The 16,657-nt window shown below is 58.3% G+C and carries 17 protein-coding genes; 10 read left to right on the top strand and 7 right to left on the bottom strand.

What is annotated here, in order from left to right:
* From CW267_RS15690 to CW267_RS15675, 4 genes are all read left to right on the top strand, one after another.
* The coding region (locus tag CW267_RS15690) for a branched-chain amino acid ABC transporter permease (RefSeq protein WP_206054909.1) at positions 1 to 883 on the top strand (883 nt) is incomplete at its 5' end.
* Positions 883 to 1,932, top strand: a complete 1,050-nt coding sequence (locus CW267_RS15685) for a branched-chain amino acid ABC transporter permease (protein ID WP_008805324.1) — start codon at positions 883 to 885, stop codon at positions 1,930 to 1,932. The genes CW267_RS15690 and CW267_RS15685, both read left to right, overlap by 1 nt.
* Positions 1,919 to 2,701 (top strand): ABC transporter ATP-binding protein, encoded by a 783-nt coding sequence (locus tag CW267_RS15680; RefSeq protein WP_008805323.1) that lies wholly within the window; start codon positions 1,919 to 1,921, stop codon positions 2,699 to 2,701. The genes CW267_RS15685 and CW267_RS15680 overlap by 14 nt, the downstream gene beginning before the upstream one ends.
* Positions 2,694 to 3,389, top strand: a complete 696-nt coding sequence (locus CW267_RS15675) for an ABC transporter ATP-binding protein (protein ID WP_016160359.1) — start codon at positions 2,694 to 2,696, stop codon at positions 3,387 to 3,389. Before CW267_RS15680 ends, CW267_RS15675 begins: the two co-directional genes overlap by 8 nt.
* A gap of 116 nt (positions 3,390 to 3,505) precedes the next feature.
* Here the strand turns inward: CW267_RS15675 and CW267_RS15670 are convergent, their stop codons facing one another.
* On the bottom strand, positions 3,506 to 3,682 hold the full coding sequence (locus CW267_RS15670; protein ID WP_012542732.1) for a hypothetical protein: 177 nt from the start codon (positions 3,680 to 3,682) through the stop codon (positions 3,506 to 3,508).
* A 437-nt stretch (positions 3,683 to 4,119) separates the two neighbouring features.
* On the opposite strand from CW267_RS15670, the gene CW267_RS15665 reads away from it, so the two are divergent.
* Genes CW267_RS15665 through CW267_RS15650 form a run of 4 tightly spaced genes read left to right on the top strand, consistent with a single transcriptional unit; the run spans position 4,120 to position 7,177 of the window.
* On the top strand, positions 4,120 to 4,929 hold the full coding sequence (locus CW267_RS15665; RefSeq protein WP_002890106.1) for an ABC transporter substrate-binding protein: 810 nt from the start codon (positions 4,120 to 4,122) through the stop codon (positions 4,927 to 4,929).
* A gap of 1 nt (position 4,930) precedes the next feature.
* Complete coding sequence (locus CW267_RS15660) at positions 4,931 to 5,749, top strand: amino acid ABC transporter ATP-binding protein (RefSeq protein ID WP_008805322.1); 819 nt, start codon at positions 4,931 to 4,933, stop codon at positions 5,747 to 5,749.
* Positions 5,746 to 6,498 (top strand): amino acid ABC transporter permease, encoded by a 753-nt coding sequence (locus CW267_RS15655; protein ID WP_012968860.1) that lies wholly within the window; start codon positions 5,746 to 5,748, stop codon positions 6,496 to 6,498. The genes CW267_RS15660 and CW267_RS15655 overlap by 4 nt, the downstream gene beginning before the upstream one ends.
* Positions 6,488 to 7,177: an amino acid ABC transporter permease gene (locus CW267_RS15650; protein WP_008805320.1), complete on the top strand. Its 690-nt coding sequence runs from the start codon at positions 6,488 to 6,490 to the stop codon at positions 7,175 to 7,177. The genes CW267_RS15655 and CW267_RS15650 overlap by 11 nt, the downstream gene beginning before the upstream one ends.
* 3 nt (positions 7,178 to 7,180) lie before the next feature.
* Here the strand turns inward: CW267_RS15650 and CW267_RS15645 are convergent, their stop codons facing one another.
* The 6 genes from CW267_RS15645 to ecpR form a co-directional block, all read right to left on the bottom strand.
* Entirely contained in the window at positions 7,181 to 7,891 is a 711-nt protein-coding gene (locus tag CW267_RS15645; protein WP_012542735.1) for a fimbria/pilus periplasmic chaperone, read from the bottom strand.
* Positions 7,860 to 9,503 (bottom strand): fimbrial adhesin EcpD, encoded by a 1,644-nt coding sequence (gene ecpD, locus CW267_RS15640; protein ID WP_012968862.1) that lies wholly within the window; start codon positions 9,501 to 9,503, stop codon positions 7,860 to 7,862. Before ecpD ends, CW267_RS15645 begins: the two co-directional genes overlap by 32 nt.
* On the bottom strand, positions 9,493 to 12,018 hold the full coding sequence (gene ecpC / locus CW267_RS15635) for a fimbrial usher EcpC (protein WP_012542736.1): 2,526 nt from the start codon (positions 12,016 to 12,018) through the stop codon (positions 9,493 to 9,495). Before ecpC ends, ecpD begins: the two co-directional genes overlap by 11 nt.
* A gap of 25 nt (positions 12,019 to 12,043) precedes the next feature.
* Positions 12,044 to 12,712 carry a fimbrial chaperone EcpB gene (locus CW267_RS15630; protein ID WP_008805316.1) on the bottom strand — a complete coding sequence of 223 codons (669 nt, stop codon included), beginning with the start codon at positions 12,710 to 12,712 and terminating at the stop codon, positions 12,044 to 12,046.
* 58 nt (positions 12,713 to 12,770) lie between these two features.
* The gene (ecpA, locus tag CW267_RS15625; protein ID WP_012542737.1) at positions 12,771 to 13,358 is read right to left on the bottom strand and encodes a common pilus major fimbrillin subunit EcpA; all 588 of its coding nucleotides are present in this window, start codon (positions 13,356 to 13,358) and stop codon (positions 12,771 to 12,773) included.
* A 74-nt stretch (positions 13,359 to 13,432) separates the two neighbouring features.
* Positions 13,433 to 13,975: an ECP biosynthesis operon DNA-binding transcriptional regulator EcpR gene (gene ecpR, locus CW267_RS15620; protein WP_008805314.1), complete on the bottom strand. Its 543-nt coding sequence runs from the start codon at positions 13,973 to 13,975 to the stop codon at positions 13,433 to 13,435.
* Positions 13,976 to 14,818: 843 nt separating this feature from the next.
* Here ecpR and phnC point away from each other — a divergent pair.
* Both phnC and phnD read left to right on the top strand, forming a co-directional pair.
* Positions 14,819 to 15,661, top strand: coding sequence for a phosphonate ABC transporter ATP-binding protein (gene phnC / locus CW267_RS15615; RefSeq protein ID WP_012542738.1), 843 nt, complete (start codon positions 14,819 to 14,821; stop codon positions 15,659 to 15,661).
* 22 nt (positions 15,662 to 15,683) lie between these two features.
* Positions 15,684 to 16,622: a phosphonate ABC transporter substrate-binding protein gene (phnD, locus tag CW267_RS15610; RefSeq protein ID WP_032691132.1), complete on the top strand. Its 939-nt coding sequence runs from the start codon at positions 15,684 to 15,686 to the stop codon at positions 16,620 to 16,622.
* Positions 16,623 to 16,657 lie beyond the last annotated feature (35 nt).

Here is a 16,657-nt window from a genome sequence, read left to right as displayed (position 1 = left end):
TCTCCAGCAAGTGGTCAATGGAATGAGTCTTGGGGGCATGTACGCCCTGATTGCCATCGGTTATACGATGGTTTATGGCGTGCTACGGCTGATCAACTTCGCCCATGCGGACGTGATGATGGTCGGCGCGTTTAGTACGCTGTTTTTATTTTCTTCAGTTGGGCTACCCTTCGGGGTAGCCGTTTTCCTGACCCTCGGGCTGTGCGGCCTGTTTGGTATGCTGATTGACCGGGTCGCCTATCGTCCGCTGCGTCAGGCCTCGAAAATCTCCATGCTGATCACCGCCATCGGCGTCAGCTTCTTCCTCGAAAACCTGTTTAACGTGCTGTTCGGCGGCAGCTCACGCTTCTTCTCCGCCCCTGACTTTTTCAACCAGACCCGCGCCTTCGGCAGCGTCATCATTACCAACGTGGCGTGGATTGTGCCGCTGATCACCGTCCTGCTGCTGCTGGCGATCCTCTGGCTGCTGTACCGCACCCGCTATGGGATGGCGATCCGCGCGGTGGCCTTTGACGTCAACACCGTGCGCCTGATGGGCATTGACGCCAACCGGATCATCTCCCTGGTCTTCGCCCTCGGCAGTAGTCTCGCGGCGCTCGGCGGCGTGTTCTACTCCATCAGCTACCCCACTATCGATCCCCTGATGGGCGTGCTTATCGGCCTGAAGGCCTTCGCCGCCGCCGTGCTGGGCGGGATCGGCAGCGTCACCGGCGCGGTGCTGGGCGGCTTTATCCTCGGTTTTACCGAAGTGGTCGCCGTGGCGATCTTCCCCGAACTGGGCGGCTATAAAGACGCTTTCGCCTTCCTGTTCTTGATTCTGGTCCTCTTGTTCCGCCCGGTCGGCATTATGGGCGACGAACGTCTGGAAAGGAGCCGTTTCTGATGCTCAACGCGACGACGACCGCCGGGGCGCAGCTGCGCAACCTGGCCATTATTGTCATCTGTATCGCGCTGCTGGCCGGAATCAACGTGGTTTTCAATGACTACATTGTTCGTGTCATCAGCACCATTTTTATCTTTATGATCCTTGCGGTCAGCTACAACCTGATCAACGGCGTGACCGGCCAGCTGTCGCTGGAGCCGAACGGCTTCGTGGCGGTGGGCGCCTACGTCACCGCCCTGCTGATCCTCTCCAGCGACAGCAAGGTAGACATGTTTGAAATGGCCGCCCCCAGCCCGTGGATCCTCAGCCTGCACGCAGGCTTCCTCCCTGCCCTGCTGATAAGCGGCCTGTGCGCGGCGGCGCTGGCGGTGTGCCTCGCCGTGCCGGTCTTCCGGGTGCGTGGCGACTACCTGGCCATTGTCACCCTCGGCTTTGGGTTTATCATCAAGATCCTCGCTATTAACAATCCGCAAATCACCAACGGCGCCATCGGGCTGAACGATATTCCGCAGCAGCCGCATCTCCTGTTCTGGTGCGGGCTGTTCGCCCTGCTGGCCACCGGCATGATCCTTCAGTTGGTGTGGTCGAAGTATGGCCGGATGATGAAAGCCATTCGCGACGATGAAGATGCGGCGATCGCCATGGGGGTCAACACCTTCCGCATCAAAACCTGCGCCTTCGCCACCAGCGCCTTCTTCGAAGGGATCGGCGGTGGTCTGCTGGCTTCGCTGCTGACCACCATTTCCCCGGGGCTGTTCGACTTTATGCTCACCTTCCAGCTGCTGATTATTATCGTCCTCGGCGGACTCGGCAGCACCACCGGCGCCCTGCTCGGCACCGTACTGGTGGTCGGCAGCGGCGAATGGCTGCGCTTCCTCGACCAGCCGCTGCAGTTTTTCGGCCACGATCTTGGCGCCTATCCGGGCCTGCGAATGGTGGTCTTCTCCCTGCTGTTGCTGATCATCATGCTCTTCGCCCGCGAAGGGCTGTTGGGGAAAAAAGAGATTTGGCAGATGGGAAGAAGGAACAGCAGCTATGGCGGAAAATAACGTTATCCTGCAGGTGCAGGACGTCACCATGCAGTTTGGCGGCCTGCGGGCCATCGACAACGTCAGCTTCCATGTTGATGAAGCGGAGATCTTTGGCCTTATCGGCCCTAACGGCGCGGGCAAAACCACTTTGTTTAACGTCATCACCGCCAACTATAAACCCACCAGCGGCAACGTCACCCTGGCGGGTACGTCGCTGAAGGGGCTGAAGCCCAACCAGGTGGTGAACGCCGGGATCGCCCGTACCTTCCAGAATATCCGTCTGTTTAACTCCATGACGGTGCTGGAGAACGTGATGGTCGGACTCGACCGCGCCAGCCGCTACTCGCTGCTGGAGGCAGCTCTGCATATTGGCCGCTACTTTCCGGCCGAGCGGGCGGCGAAGGCCAAAGCCATGGCCATCCTGGAGGACATCGGTATCGCCCACTTCGCGCATATGCAAGCCACAAACCTAAGCTATGGCAACCAGCGCAAAGTGGAGATCGCCCGCGCGCTGGCCACCGCGCCGAAGCTGCTGCTGCTCGATGAGCCGGCCGCCGGGATGAACCCGAAGGAAACCGAGGACCTGGCGGAGCTTATCTTCCGCATGCGACATGACTATCAGCTCAGCGTCCTGCTAATTGAGCACGATATGCCCTTCGTCAATCGCCTGTGCGAGCGGGTGATGGTGCTGGAGTATGGTAAGCCGCTGTTCAGCGGCCTGATGGCCGAGGCGATCCAGCATCCTGACGTCATTTCCGCTTATCTGGGAGAAGCCAATTATGCTTAACGCCCGGGAACTGAAGGTCTTTTACGGCGTGATCCAGGGGCTGAAAGGCGTTGATATCGACGTCTATGACCGGGAGATCGTCACCCTGATCGGCAGCAATGGCGCCGGTAAAACCTCCACCCTCAACGGGATCGTCAACCTGGTGCGCTCCAGCGGGCGCGTCAGCTTCCTCAACGACGATATCTCACGCAGCCAGACCCACCAGATTGTGCGCCGCGGACTGGCGCTGGTGCCGGAGGGACGTCGGGTCTTTACCAACCTGACCATCGAAGAGAACCTGCGCATGGGCGCTTACAATAATCTCGCCGGCTACACCCGCCTGCGCGATCGCATGTACGCCCTCTTTCCACGGCTCAAGGAACGACGCCATCAGATGGCGGGCACCATGAGCGGCGGCGAGCAGCAGATGCTGGCCATCGCCCGGGCGCTGATGAGCGAGCCGGTGTTATTGATGCTGGATGAACCGAGCCTCGGGCTGGCGCCGAAAATTGTCGGCGAGCTGTTCGGCATCATTAAGCAACTGCGCGAAGATAATATGACGGTGCTGCTGGTGGAGCAGAATGCGACGGCCGCGCTGGCTATCGCCGATCGGGCGTATGTCCTGGAGAATGGCCGGATCACCTTGTCAGGCGCGGCGCGGGAGATGCTGACTAACCCGGAAATTAAGCGGATGTATCTGGGGGGATAAGCGTGGTCAAAACTGCCTGGGCTGCGGCGGCGCATCCTGTGTTGCCGCAACCTCAGGCAGTCTCTTGCTACACAAAGCACACCTCGTTCCAGTAGGCTTCTCGCGTCCTGCGTCGCTCAGTATGTCTTATCATGACGGAACCACCGGGTTTCCACGTTGCCAATGTCCACGCCGTAGAGGCTGGCCACCGGCAGTATCGCCTCCATGACGCGCTGGGTATCCTGCTGTCCGGCTTCACCGTTGGACAAAAAAGCCAGCCAGCCCGTTAATCGTTGCCACAATGCCACTTTCATTTTCTCCTCTGTCGGGAAGCGAATCGCCTGGGTCTATTTCAACCACAGTTGGTCGGGCGCGGGAAATATTAATTCCGAATTTGCAATCCTGGCTGGCGCATATTACGCCCGCTCCTATCCCCTCACCCTAACCCTCTCCCTGAGGGAGAGGGAACCACCCGGCAATCGTTACAGCCCCGGTATACACCGAGGGGCTAACGCCCATGCGCACGATGAACGGAAAATTACCCCTACCCCTCCCACTCTCTCCGGAGGGAGAGGGAACCGCCCGGCAATCGTTGCCGCGCCGGTAAAACGCCAGCGGCGCATAAAGAATACCCACAGGTTTGTTAAGTTCTTTTTCGTTATAGATAAGAATTTTTTCTTCTTTGCCGCCGACGGGGAATTTGTGGGAGCGTGATGTCCACAAAACAAAACAGGGATTCAGGGGAAAAAACATGCGCAATAAAACCACAAAAATTGCACTGGCGCTGGGTATGCTGCTGCTCGCGTCTCAGGCACAGGCAGACCAGCTGGCTGACATCAAAGCCGCCGGCGTCGTGAAAGTCGCCACCTTCGACGCCAACCCGCCGTTCGGCTCCGTGGATGCCAAAACCCACCATATCGTCGGCTATGATGTCGACTTTGCCCAGGCGCTGGCGAAAGCGCTCGGCGTCAAACTCGAGCTGGTGGCCACCAACCCGGCCAACCGTATTCCGCTGCTGCAGTCCGGCAAAGCCGACCTGATCGTCGCCGACATTACCATCACCCCGGAGCGGGCCCAGGTTATTGATTTCTCAACGCCGTATTTCGTCACCGGCCAGCAGTTCCTCGTGCCTGCCGGCTCTCCGGATAAGCTTGATGAGTACAGCAAAGCGCGCATCGGCGCGGTGAAAGGCACCACCGGCGAACAGGCCCTGCACCAGCGTTTCCCGCAGGCTCGCGTCCTCTCCTATGACGATATTCCGCTGGCCCTGACCGCCCTGCGCAACGGCAACGTCCAGGCCATCACCCAGGACAGCACCATCCTCGCCGGTCTGCTGGCGGAAGCGCCGGATAAAGCCAAGTTTAAAATTCTGCCCGACCTGCTCAGCAAAGAAGAGATTGGCGTGGGAGTGAAGAAAGGCGAACCGGCCCTGTTGAAAGCCGTTAACGATGAGCTGGTGAAGCTGGAGAAAACCGGCGAAGCCGCGAAAATCTATGATGTCTGGTTTGGACCTGCCACTAAAACGCCGCAGCCGCGCGCCTTTACCATAGAAGCGAAATAATATGTTCTCGGGTTTACTCTCCCACTCCGCGGCCCCGGCCGCGGATTTTTCACGTCTGCAGCGCGCCAGCATTACGTTCCGTGATGTGGCCAAGCGCTACGGCGATCATCAGGTGCTAAACGCCATCAACCTGCAGGTCGAGCCCGGCGAAGTGGTGGCGATCCTCGGCCCTTCCGGTTCGGGAAAATCGACGCTGATCCGCTTGATCAACCAGCTCGAATCCTTAAGCGGCGGCGAGATCCTGATCGACGATAAACCGACCAGCCGGCTGAGCGGCAGCGCCTTGCGCCAGCTGCGCAGCCGCGTCGGCTTTGTCTTCCAGCAGTTCAACCTTTACGCCCACCTGACGGCGCAGGAGAACATCACGCTGGCGCTGGAGCGCGTTCACGGCTGGGGGAAAAGCGCGGCTCAGGAGCGGGCGCTGGCGCTGCTGCGCCAGGTCGGACTGGAAGAAAAAGCGCAGCAGATGCCGGCGCAGCTCTCCGGCGGCCAGCAGCAGCGAGTGGCGATCGCCCGCGCCCTGGCCTCCTCGCCGCAGATTATCCTGTTCGATGAGCCCACCTCGGCGCTCGACCCGGAGATGATCGGCGAAGTGCTGCAGGTGATGAAAACCCTCGCCCACAGCGGGATCACCATGCTGGTGGTGACCCATGAGATGCAGTTTGCCCGCGAAATTGCCGACCGGGTGGTGTTTATCGACGGCGGCGACATTCTCGAGGTCGCCCCGCCGGCTGAGTTTTTCGCCCATCCGCAGCATGCCCGTGCACGGCGTTTTCTGCAGAAGGTGCTGGATCCGCTGCACCAGGAGAGCCTCGAGTGACGCCGATGCTTGACTGGCACGGCGTCCTGAGCGGGCAGCCGTTGCAATGGATTATCTCTGGTTTTCTCACCACCGTCTGGGTCAGCGTCGCCGGGATCCTGCTCGCCACCCTGCTGGCGGTCCTGCTGCTGGCCCTGCGCCTCGGCGGCGGCCGCGCGGGGCGCGGACTGGTGGCCGCGTGGGTCTCGTTGTTTCGCAACACTCCGCTGCTGGTCCAGCTGCTGTTCTGGTACTTTGCCGCCTGGAACCTGCTGCCACTGGCGGTGAAGGAGGTGGTGAACGACGAACACGCCTGGTCCATTTTGCCGGGTAACGTCTGGTGGCTGACGCCGGAGTTCCTCTGCTCGATGTGGGGGCTGGGGGTCTTTACCTCCGCCTTTCTGGTGGAAGAGATCGCCTCCGGACTGCGCGCCGTCAGCCACGGGCAGCGGGAAGCCGCGCTGTCGCAGGGTTTTACCCCGTGGCAGGAGCTGCGCTTTATCCTCCTGCCGCAGGGGCTGGCCAACGCCTGGCAGCCGATTGTCGGCCAGTATCTTAACCTGATGAAACTCTCATCGCTGGCCAGCGGCATCGGCTTTGCGGAACTGACCTATCAGGTACGACAGATTGAGAGCTATAACGCGCACGCCCTGGAGGCGTTTGCCGTCGGTACCGCGCTGTACCTGGCGCTGGGGGTGGCGATGGGCGTGGCGCTAACGCGTCTCGGCCCGGGAAGAAAACTGCAACGGAGCGCCCAACATGAACGCTAATCTGGCGGTGATCGCCGATAACCTCGATTACCTGCTGTGGGGCCGACTGGCGGAGGGCCAGCCCGGCGGCGTGGCGCTGACCCTGCTGATGGCCATCGGCGCCACCCTGCTGGCGCTGCCGGGAGGCATTGCGCTGGCGGGCCTGGCCTGGCGCTACGGGGGGCTGGTGCGGCGTCTGCTGTTTCTGTGGGCGGAAATTATTCGCGGCATCCCGCTGATATTTGTCATCTTCTGGCTGTGGTATCTGCTGCCGATGCTGACCGGCGGCGATCTGCCCGGCGCGGTGACCGTGACCCTGGCGCTGGCGTGGTTTACCGCCGCATCGGTGATGCACTCGGTGCTGGCCGGGCTGCAGTCGCTGCCGAAAGGACAGTATGAGGCGGCGCTGACCCAGGGGTTCGCCCCCGGGCAAACGCTGCGCCTGGTGCTGCTCCCGCAGGCGCTGCGCAATGTTCAGCCCTCGCTGGTGGGGATCTTTATCGGCCTGCTGAAAGACACGTCGCTGGCGTTTATCGTCAACGTCCCGGAGCTGACCACCGTGGCCGGTCAGGTCAACAACCGGGTGCAAATCTATCCCCTGGCGATCTTCGTCTTCACCGGCGCGGTGTACTACCTGCTGTGCTGCGGTCTGAGCCTGCTGGCCAGCCGGCGTTTTACCCGCCGCGCGACCGCCGGATAAGGCTCACTCCGCGGGACGGGGCTTCACCGGGCAGGTATCGCTGATCTTAATAAATTTGTCGTTATAAACCAGATAGTGGTTCCCCGGCTGGCGCAATGCCGGCTGGCGAACCACGTCGCCAGGACGCAGATACCACGCGTCCCCCTCCTCTTCGGTCGAATCGCATCCGGGTTTAATCAGCAGCTTGAACCAGGTATTGCCGGTGTTGCTCACCGTCCCGGCCACCTTATCGAAAGACCATTTAAACTGCACCTCGCGTGGGCGCACCACCAGAATGGTATCCATCACCACCACCGGCTCCATGCTGACCTCGCCGCCGGTCGGGCTGCGCCTCGTCAGGTTGCGGGTGGGGATTTCGCGAAACGAGACCCGATAGTAGCGCTCGCGGTTATCCCGCGGGCCATGATAGTAAAATTTAAAATACTCGCTCTCACCTGCCTGCAGCACCAGCTGGCGGGGGGCAAACAGCAGTTCGCCATCCACCGGCCGGGAGCGTACTTCGCTGCCGCCCGGACGATCGATGGCGCTGATGGCGATGCGGTACAGCCGCGCGCTTTTATTGTTGTTGACCACCCGTTTACTGGCGAAATCCGCTTCGGCCGGCAGGGAAAAGGTCAGGTTGCCGACCGAGATCGCCTGCGCCAGCGGCGCTGCCAGCAGGCAGCCCACCGTCAGCAGGGCCTTAGTTAATGTTGCGCCACGTCGCCTGGACATGAATCTCTCCTGAAGCGCTGACTTCGCCAAACCAGCCGTTATCGTCTACCGTCCGCAGCGAAATGGCGTTATCCATCGGAATCGAAAATTTCACCGTGGTCTTATCCATCTGCCCCACTTCGCCGGAGATATCGGTCCATGGCGTGGTCAGCCACAGCGCATCGGTCATATCCCGCCAGCTGTCATCGCACCCGGCATCGTAGGTCTGCGTCGTGCCGCTGCGGGTGATAAAAGAGAGCGTCGCCGGGAACGGCACTTTCGCCGTACCGTCATCAGAGCTGAAGAGACAGTAGGAACGCCCGCCAATCACCTGCGCCGGTCCGGTCACCTTGATCAGCACTTCATCGGCGGCCGTTTTACCGCTGGTGGTGACGATGTAGCCGAAATCGAGCGCCGGTTCGCCGCTGCCGACATATCCCTCGCGCGACGGCGCCGAGGTATATTCGTCCGAGATAATGCTGATGCTGAAATCACGGGGCTTGATAATCAGCGTGTTGGAGGTGGAAAACTCATACCAGCCTGACTCCGGCGAAGTGGTGTTCTGAAAGCGAAAGTTGAACAGATCCTTGGTGTTGATATCGCTGATCCCGAGATTCACCATCTGCTTAAAGAAGTTGCTGGAGAAGAAAACATAGATCGAGTCTGAGCTCTTCATCTCGTTGAAAGTGTAGTAATAAGCGGTATTGCTCACCGGCTTCCAGGAGCTGCCGTTGAGGCTGAACTGCATATCGTACGCCCCGACGGCCGAGGCCAGCGACGAGTTGGCGATCGCCGGGAAAATATGGATCGAGGTGTTGCTTAAGCCGTTGGTCTGCAAGGTATAGTTGACCATCTTACAGCTTAATCCTGCGCGGCTGCCGATGGTCTGCGTCTGGCAGTCGGCGTTCCCTTCTCCCAGGGTCGGCACGCCGTCGCTGTTGATAAACACCTCCGCCAGCGAGTGGGTATTAATCAACCGCAGGTTCGCGGCTTTGGTGTGGGTGACGTTGCGCACATACCAGTTACCGGAGGCCTGATCCTTACAGCGCGCACCGCTGCTGGCATCGTAGTTCACCGAGGTCTGACAGGCATTGATGGTCATCGTAAAGCTGCCGCCGACCGGCATCTGCTGCAGATATTGATAAAACGCGTCCGACATCATGCCGTGCATCCACTTCGCGCCGCCGCTGGTCACCGTCGCGCCATAAAACCCGCTGGCGTCGGTGGTTTGCGGCAGGATCAGGCTGGTGGCCATATCGCACCCGGCGTACCAGTTGATGCAGCGCAGGCCGGTTAAGGGGTGCGAAACCGGCGAATTTTCCAGCCACATATCAAACTTCCAGTTGGCATTGAGCCCGGTGTTGTAGCCGTTATCGATATAGCCGAGACTCTGCTGATAAATGGTGCCGGAGCCGGTGTATTTTAAGCCGGTCCAGCGGTTAGCGCCGGTCATACGCGGATCCAGCGCCCCGCCGGGGGTGACGAAAAAGTTGTCGTCGGAGTTGTTTTCAACAAACACAAACTCGCGCGCCGGCGCATCCGACCAGGTGGTCTTGGTCACCGCCGCCCTGAGTGCGGCTGCCGGCCAAAGCAGCGCGAGGATCGCCAGCGCCATCAGTGCATTAACTTTCATTCTCTTCTCCTGTCTGCTGCACCGCCGCCCACGACGAGAGGCCGCTGCAGACCACATCCCCGACCCAGACGGCGCCGCGTGCCTGGCTGAGCTCCAGCGCCACTTCGCAGGTTTTATTGCCGCCGTAGCTGAAATCGATAGTGGGGTATTTCTTATCCACGTCCATGACAAACTCGCCGTTTTCATCGGTCCGGGTACGGCCGATATGGTTGTTAATCCGCGCATTCGCCAGCAGCGTGCCGTCTTCTGCACGAATACGACCGGAGACGGTGACCATCTGCTTCACCTCTGGCTCAATCACTGCGACGTTGCCCGGATAAAGGGTCAGATGACTCTTACGCCCGCTGACGATGTCATAGCTATCGAGCGAGTTTTTGCTGTTCTGCAGCTCCACCTCATAGCGGCCATAGGGAGAGAGCGGCAGGTAGTTACGCTTGCCGCTGAGCGGGAAAATCCGCCCGTTAACCCTGGCGCTAATCTGACCATCGTCCTCCAGCCCGGTGTTGAAGATCACTCCGGCGTTACCGTCGGTTCGTCCGCTGGCGGCGATGTTTTTGCCCTGCCAGCCGACGCTGCCGCTGGCGGTGAGGTTAGTGTTGACGTAGCCGTCCGCCGCACTGTTGACGTTCAGCGTGCCGCTGGCGTAGCGGGCGTCGAACTGGGCATACGCTCCGCCGCTGAGGGTTTTGTCATCCCCGGTATCGCCGGAGATGGCCCGCGACAGATTGGCGCCGATGGTGCGAATAGTGCCTTCATCAAACTGCTTGCGCGCTGAGAGGTTAGCCATGGTGTAGCCGTTCTGATGGGTCATCCCGGCGCTGAACCAGTTGCCCAGCGGCAGCGAGAGATCGAGAGCGATATATTTCCCGGTGTTGGCGCTGCTGTCGCCATTGTTATAGCGCTGGATCCCCGCCCGCAGGCCGAGCGATCCAAACGCGCCGCTGTAGACCGTCTGATAGTAATCCGCTGTGTAGTAATGACTGTTGTAGCGGCGGTCATCGTTGTAGCTGACGCTGAACGTCCCCAGCTTCGACCACAGCGCGTTCAGGTTGAGGGTGCCGCCAATCGCCCGGTTGTCGGCATCGCTGCGCCGCAATTGATCGCCAATGCGGGTTCTCTCCTGGTTGACCCACACTGAACTGAAGCCTCCCGGCAGCGTAGCGCTGATGCTGCCGACGCTGCTCCAGGAACTGTCGCTGGCCAGCATATTCTGCAGGTTAACGTTGATCGACTCGCCCAGCGGCAGCGTCAGGCGGGTTTCCCCCACCGCCTGGTTGTCGTAGCCATAGCCCGTTGCCGCCCAGCTCAGGGTGCTGAGCGACCCGGAGGTCGAGAGGCCTGCCAGCCAGCTCTCTTTTGCCGGCCGGGTCTTTTTGCCGCTTTCCGACCAGCGATCCATATGGAAACTGCCGCCCCATACCTGCCACGCCAGCGGCGCGCCGATGCCGCGTCCCCGGCTGAACAGCTTATTGACCCGCTGGGTGCGTTTGCTGACCACCCGACCATTAACGATCACCTCCACTTCCACGTCGTAAATACCGTACGGCAGGCCGCGGGTATCCACTTCATGGTTGCCCATGGCGAAGTTCTGGACGCTCAGCAACCGGCCGTCACGGGTGAGATGCACCTCGCCCGCCGCCGGTAAAAAGGCAATCACCGGCGTGGCCGACTGACTGTTGTCGAAGACGGTGGAGCTGGCCTGATTCCCCCAGGAAAGGCCGTAAATCTTGCCGGCCGAAATAGCGGTCATCGGTCCCAGGGACTGCAGGTTCCAGGTGTCGAGCATCCCGCCGGCAAAGCGGTGGCCGGCGAAATCGCGCTCATACATGGCCTTATATAATTCACTGTCCTGCTGACCGCTGCCGATCCCGTACAGCGAGCCGTCGAGCACCACGTGATGCTCTCGCAGCGCGGTGACGTTGTTCAGCGACAGGTAGCTGGAGGTGTTGCTCCCGCCATTGCGCATCTGGTTGTTATAGACGCCGAGGTTATAGCTCAGGTTGCTGCTGAGGGTGTTCACGCTGGACTGACCGATATCTTCGCTGCGCGAGCGCAGCACGGTGCCCAGCGCCTCGCGTTTGACCACCAGCTGCAGCAGCAGCTGACGCAGGCTGAGATCCAGCTGCGCGCTGTCGGTCAGGGGAATGGTGAGTGCCTCGCTGAACGGGGCGTTGGCCAGGCCGATCAGCTGCTGTCGGGTCTGTTGGCTGACGCTGGCGTTCCCCTCGCTCTCCTCCAGTTGGATCTGCCGGACACGCAGCTGGCCGTCGTCCAGCCAGATAAAGGCGCTGCCGATCCGCTGATCGTCACGGGTGTCCTGGCTGCCGGCAAGATGAATATAGAGCGGGACGCTCATACCGTCCTGCAGCGCCCGGCTGAAGGCCTGCGGAATAATCACCCCGCCAATCTGCTGGGCACGTACGGCAGCAGCGCTGGCGTCGGGCTGAACGAACAAAAAGATCATGCCGAAGGCAAGCTGCGTTTTCAGTCCTGGGGAAATCCGTCGTAGAGGCATCGTCGTTATCCATCTGCACAACTGTCTATTTCACGGGAACAAACTGCTCACCCTGCCAAAGCGCAACCCGTCCTTTTTTATTCGCCGTGTCCACCTGCGTAAAACGGCGCGATTTACCCGGCATCAGGTAGTAATTCTCTTTACACTCCTTACCGTCGGCGGCCTTCAGGCAAGGGCCGTAGGCGAGGATCCGCAGCGTCGCATTCCCGGTGTTGGTCAGAGAGCCGTTGGCGTACTGAAAGCGGTAATTCACCTGCCGGGGCGCCACCACCAGAATGGTGCCGATGCGGGCGGACGCCGTCGCTACCGCGCTGCGGTTGGCGTTATCGCGCTGGGCATCGCTGAGTGCCTGATCGAACCAGACAATGCGGTAGTAACGCTCTTTGTCATCCGCCGGGCCTTTGTAGAAGAAACGGATGACATCGCTGGCCTGAGCGGGTAGCAGCAGGCTGGCGGGGGTAAGCAGCACCTCATCCGGTTTATCCATCGGGATAACCTGCCCACCATCCAGCGGGGAAGAGAGCCGTTCGAGATGGATATTGATCAGTCGACCGCTGTCTGTGCTGTTCTTGATTGTTTTGCTCAGCGTGCTGCTGCCGCTGTTCATAAAAGATGAGATATCGCCGACATCCAGCGCCTGCGCCGGCGACACCCCGACAAGCAGCAGCCCGAGAGCCAGAAGGTGCTTTTTCATAACAATTCCGTCCGTGAAAAAAGCAGGGGGAGCCCCCCCTGCTGGTGCATCAGAAGGATCAGCTGGTCCAGGTGGCGTCGAACTGGACGCTGACGTCGCCGCTCCAGATCCCTTCCGGCAGGGTGCTGTAATCGGTCACTGCGGTGGTGCCGTTGGTGGTGCCGCTGATGATGGAGAAAGTGAAACCATCCTGCGCGGTGGTACGGCCGCTGGCGTTGTAGCCATTAGCCAGCGCGCTGAGGTTGCCGCCCAGCACGCCGTTAGCGGTATCGATCATCACGGTATCTGCCGTTTTTTCGACCGCGGCGCCGTTATAATCCACACCCACGCTCAGCGTGGAGCCGGAGGTGTCCAGCTGGGTTAAGGTGTTGGTGATAAGGCGCGAGGTCAGCTTAAAGGCGGTCGCCGTTGCGTCACCCTCAATCGCCACGTCAAACAGACCTTTCTGCGAGTTAAAGCCTTTAATGCCTTCGGCGTACTGGAATGCCAGGCTGCCGAGCGGGGTCACAACCAGCTTGCTGGTGGTGTCTTTTTTAGCGGTCGCCGACCAGGTCGCAACAGCCTGAGCCGTTACGTCAGCAGCCTGCGCCACACCCATACCGGTAAACGCTGTTACCAGAGCTATTGCCAGAACCTTTTTTTTCATCGCTTTTTCATCCTGAGTTGAATTAAGGACATGATGTCCCGGTGAACCATTTAAAAAACAATATTGCCTGGGTGTTACTGAACTAACTTATATATTTTGGAATACAGTTTGGCCTCAGCATTGCGCCGATGGGTATATACTGTCTTCACGCTACAATTTTCAATTCTGGCGATCGATTTCGGCTGCATGCCCTGAGCGGTCATGCGGATTATTTTCATTTCCCGGTCAGTAATTTTATCTTTCTTAATATCTTTGCGGAGAAATCTGCCATTAATTACGTAGGCCAGTTCTTTTCTAATATCGCGACTCAGGCCAACATATACCACGCCGCGAATATTGCTATTGTAATACCAGTAATTTGCTAAGGCTTCTGATTTCCTGGCCGCAATCAATACGACCTGTTTCCCCTTTACCGCGGATAGCCATTCGCTATCGCGCCTGATAAATTCATTTAAAGAAGCCGTGTTGAGATTGATAAACACAAAATCCTTTCTAATCTTCTCCTGCGACAGATAAATTAATTCATCGATATCCAGAATGAGTTCGGATAGTCCTTTATAGAAGTAGGAGTCATGGGCAGACCAAATGTACTTATCGGAACAGCATTTATATTCCATATAGTTTTTAACCTCATAGTCCTTGAAGTAATCATTTTTACAACTTCACTGTTTGCCAGGCCTACAAAGTTAACTGGCGTATTCGCTTCCTTTAATAAATCGCCATTAAATAAGACACGCATTACTTATCAATATTTGATAAGCCGGGTTTAATTTTAATTATTTCTGCATGGCGTTGAATTTAAGTTTTTTCCTATGGAGTGTCAACACGCGGACAGGCAATCAATTTCGTGCCTGGGTCAATATTTACAAAAACTGAAAATATCGGATTTTTGAGGAGTGGAAAAAGACATTTATTTTCATGAGGTTATTGGCAATATTACCCTCAATTCTTACTTGTGCTTTATATTACCCAGGATCTTCGCCCTATTATGTTAGGAATATTCTTAATGAGGGGCAGGCTGGAGTTGTCAAATAAACCAAATTAACAACAAAATAAAGAATATAAATCTGAATATAAGCAATAACCAGGATGATTTACCAATTCATAAGTCACATGAATAGATTAACCTGCCGCACAAAATAGTTATGCATATGTTAATTCTGCGGAATGATGAATGCTAAACAAAGGTAGAAGCATTATCTATTCGATTAAACAGACCTCATTAGCAAGATAAAACGAGTTTTGCCGATAGGTGCCTGCCGTCACGGCTGCGCCTGCCTTCGCGCCCCCCGAAAGCATAGCCGCTTTTCAAGGCTTCGCCAGCGGTCAGCAAGCCGCGCGGTCGGCCTGTCATCCCCGCCTTTTCCCGCCTGTTCACGCTTTGTTCGCAATACCGTCATCGAAATTTCATATAAAGACCTATTAATAGTGCCCAGTTAATGACGAACCTGGACACTCTTATGAACAGCTCTCTTGCCGCGGTGGCCGAAACTGATTTCCAGCCGTTCACCGATCTCGATGCCGGCCTGCAGCGGAAGGTCTTAAGCGTGCGTAACCTGACGAAAGCCTATCATGCTCAGCACAAGGTGCTGGACGGCATCAGCTTTGACCTGCACGCCGGTGAAATGGTCGGGGTCATTGGCCGCTCCGGCGCCGGTAAATCGACGCTCCTGCATGTCCTTAATGGTACGCACAGCGCCAGCGGCGGTGAAATTCTTAGCTATCCGGAAGTCGGTATGCCACACGATGTCTCAAAGCTGAAAGGCCGCTCACTCAACGCCTGGCGCAGTCAGTGCGGGATGATCTTTCAGGACTTCTGCCTGGTACCGCGCCTCGACGTGCTCACCAACGTCCTGCTTGGCCGCCTCAGCCAGACTTCAACCCTGAAGTCGCTGTTTAAAATTTTCCCCGCCGCCGACCGGGCGCGCGCCATTGCGCTGCTCGAATGGATGAACATGCTGCCGCACGCGCTGCAGCGGGCGGAGAATCTCTCCGGGGGACAGATGCAGCGGGTGGCAATCTGCCGGGCGCTGATGCAAAACCCCGGCATTTTGCTGGCCGACGAACCTGTCGCCTCGCTGGATCCGAAGAACACCCAGCGCATCATGGATGTGCTGCGCGAGATCAGCGAGCAGGGCATCAGCGTGATGGTGAACCTGCATTCGGTAGAGCTGGTGAAGGCCTACTGCACCCGGGTTATCGGCGTCGCCAGCGGCCAGCTTATTTTTGACGATCACCCCTCCCGGCTGACGCAGGATGTGCTGCAGCAGCTGTACGGCGATGAAGTTAGCCAATTGCATTAATTTCACTCACACGGGCAACATAATGAAAAAATATATGACTGGCGCAGTTCGTTTATCCGCAGTGGTCGCGGGCATGATGATGGCATGGCAGGCGGCGGCAGCGCAGCCGAAAGAGCTGAATCTGGGCATTCTCGGCGGGCAGAACGCCACCCAGCAAATCGGTGATAACCAGTGTGTGAAGACCTTCCTCGATAAAGAGCTGAACGTGGATACCAAACTGCGTAACTCTTCCGACTATTCCGGGGTGATCCAGGGTCTGCTGGGGGGTAAAGTCGACGTGGTGCTGAGCATGTCCCCCTCCTCTTACGCTTCGGTTTATATCAATAACCCGAAAGCCGTGGATATCGTCGGCATCGCCGTGGACGATAAAGATCAGTCTCGCGGCTATCACTCCGTGGTGATCGTCAAAGCCGACTCCCCGTACAAAACGCTGGACGATTTAAAAGGTAAAGCGTTCGGCTTCGCCGATCCGGATTCCACTTCCGGGTATCTGATCCCTAACCATGCGTTTAAAGAAAAATTTGGCGGTAACGCCGACAACAAATACAACAATACCTTCTCCAGCGTCACCTTCTCCGGCGGCCACGAGCAGGACATTCTCGGCGTGCTGAACGGCCAGTTCGCGGGCGCGGTCACCTGGACCTCGATGGTCGGCGATTACAACACCGGCTACACCACCGGCGCGTTCAACCGTCTGATTCGCATGGATCATCCGGATCTGATGAAGCAGATCCGCATTATCTGGCAATCACCGCTGATCCCGAACGGCCCGATCCTGGTAAGCAATGCGCTGCCGGCGGACTTTAAGGCGAAGGTCGTGGCGGCAGTGAAAAAACTGGACACCGAGGATCACGCCTGCTTTATCAAAGCGATGGGCGGTACCCAGCACATCGGTCCGGGCAGCGTGGCTGACTTCCAGCAGATTATCGACATGAAACGCGAGCTGGTGAGCGCGCGTTAATCCTGCCTCAACGCCGCCTGCTTGCCCCCAGGGTG

The organism is Klebsiella sp. X1-16S-Nf21 (assembly GCF_002837615.1).
Lineage (GTDB): Bacteria > Pseudomonadota > Gammaproteobacteria > Enterobacterales > Enterobacteriaceae > Klebsiella > Klebsiella variicola.
The sequence above is the reverse complement of the archived record's forward strand: the minus strand, read 5'-3'. Positions and strand labels throughout refer to the sequence as shown.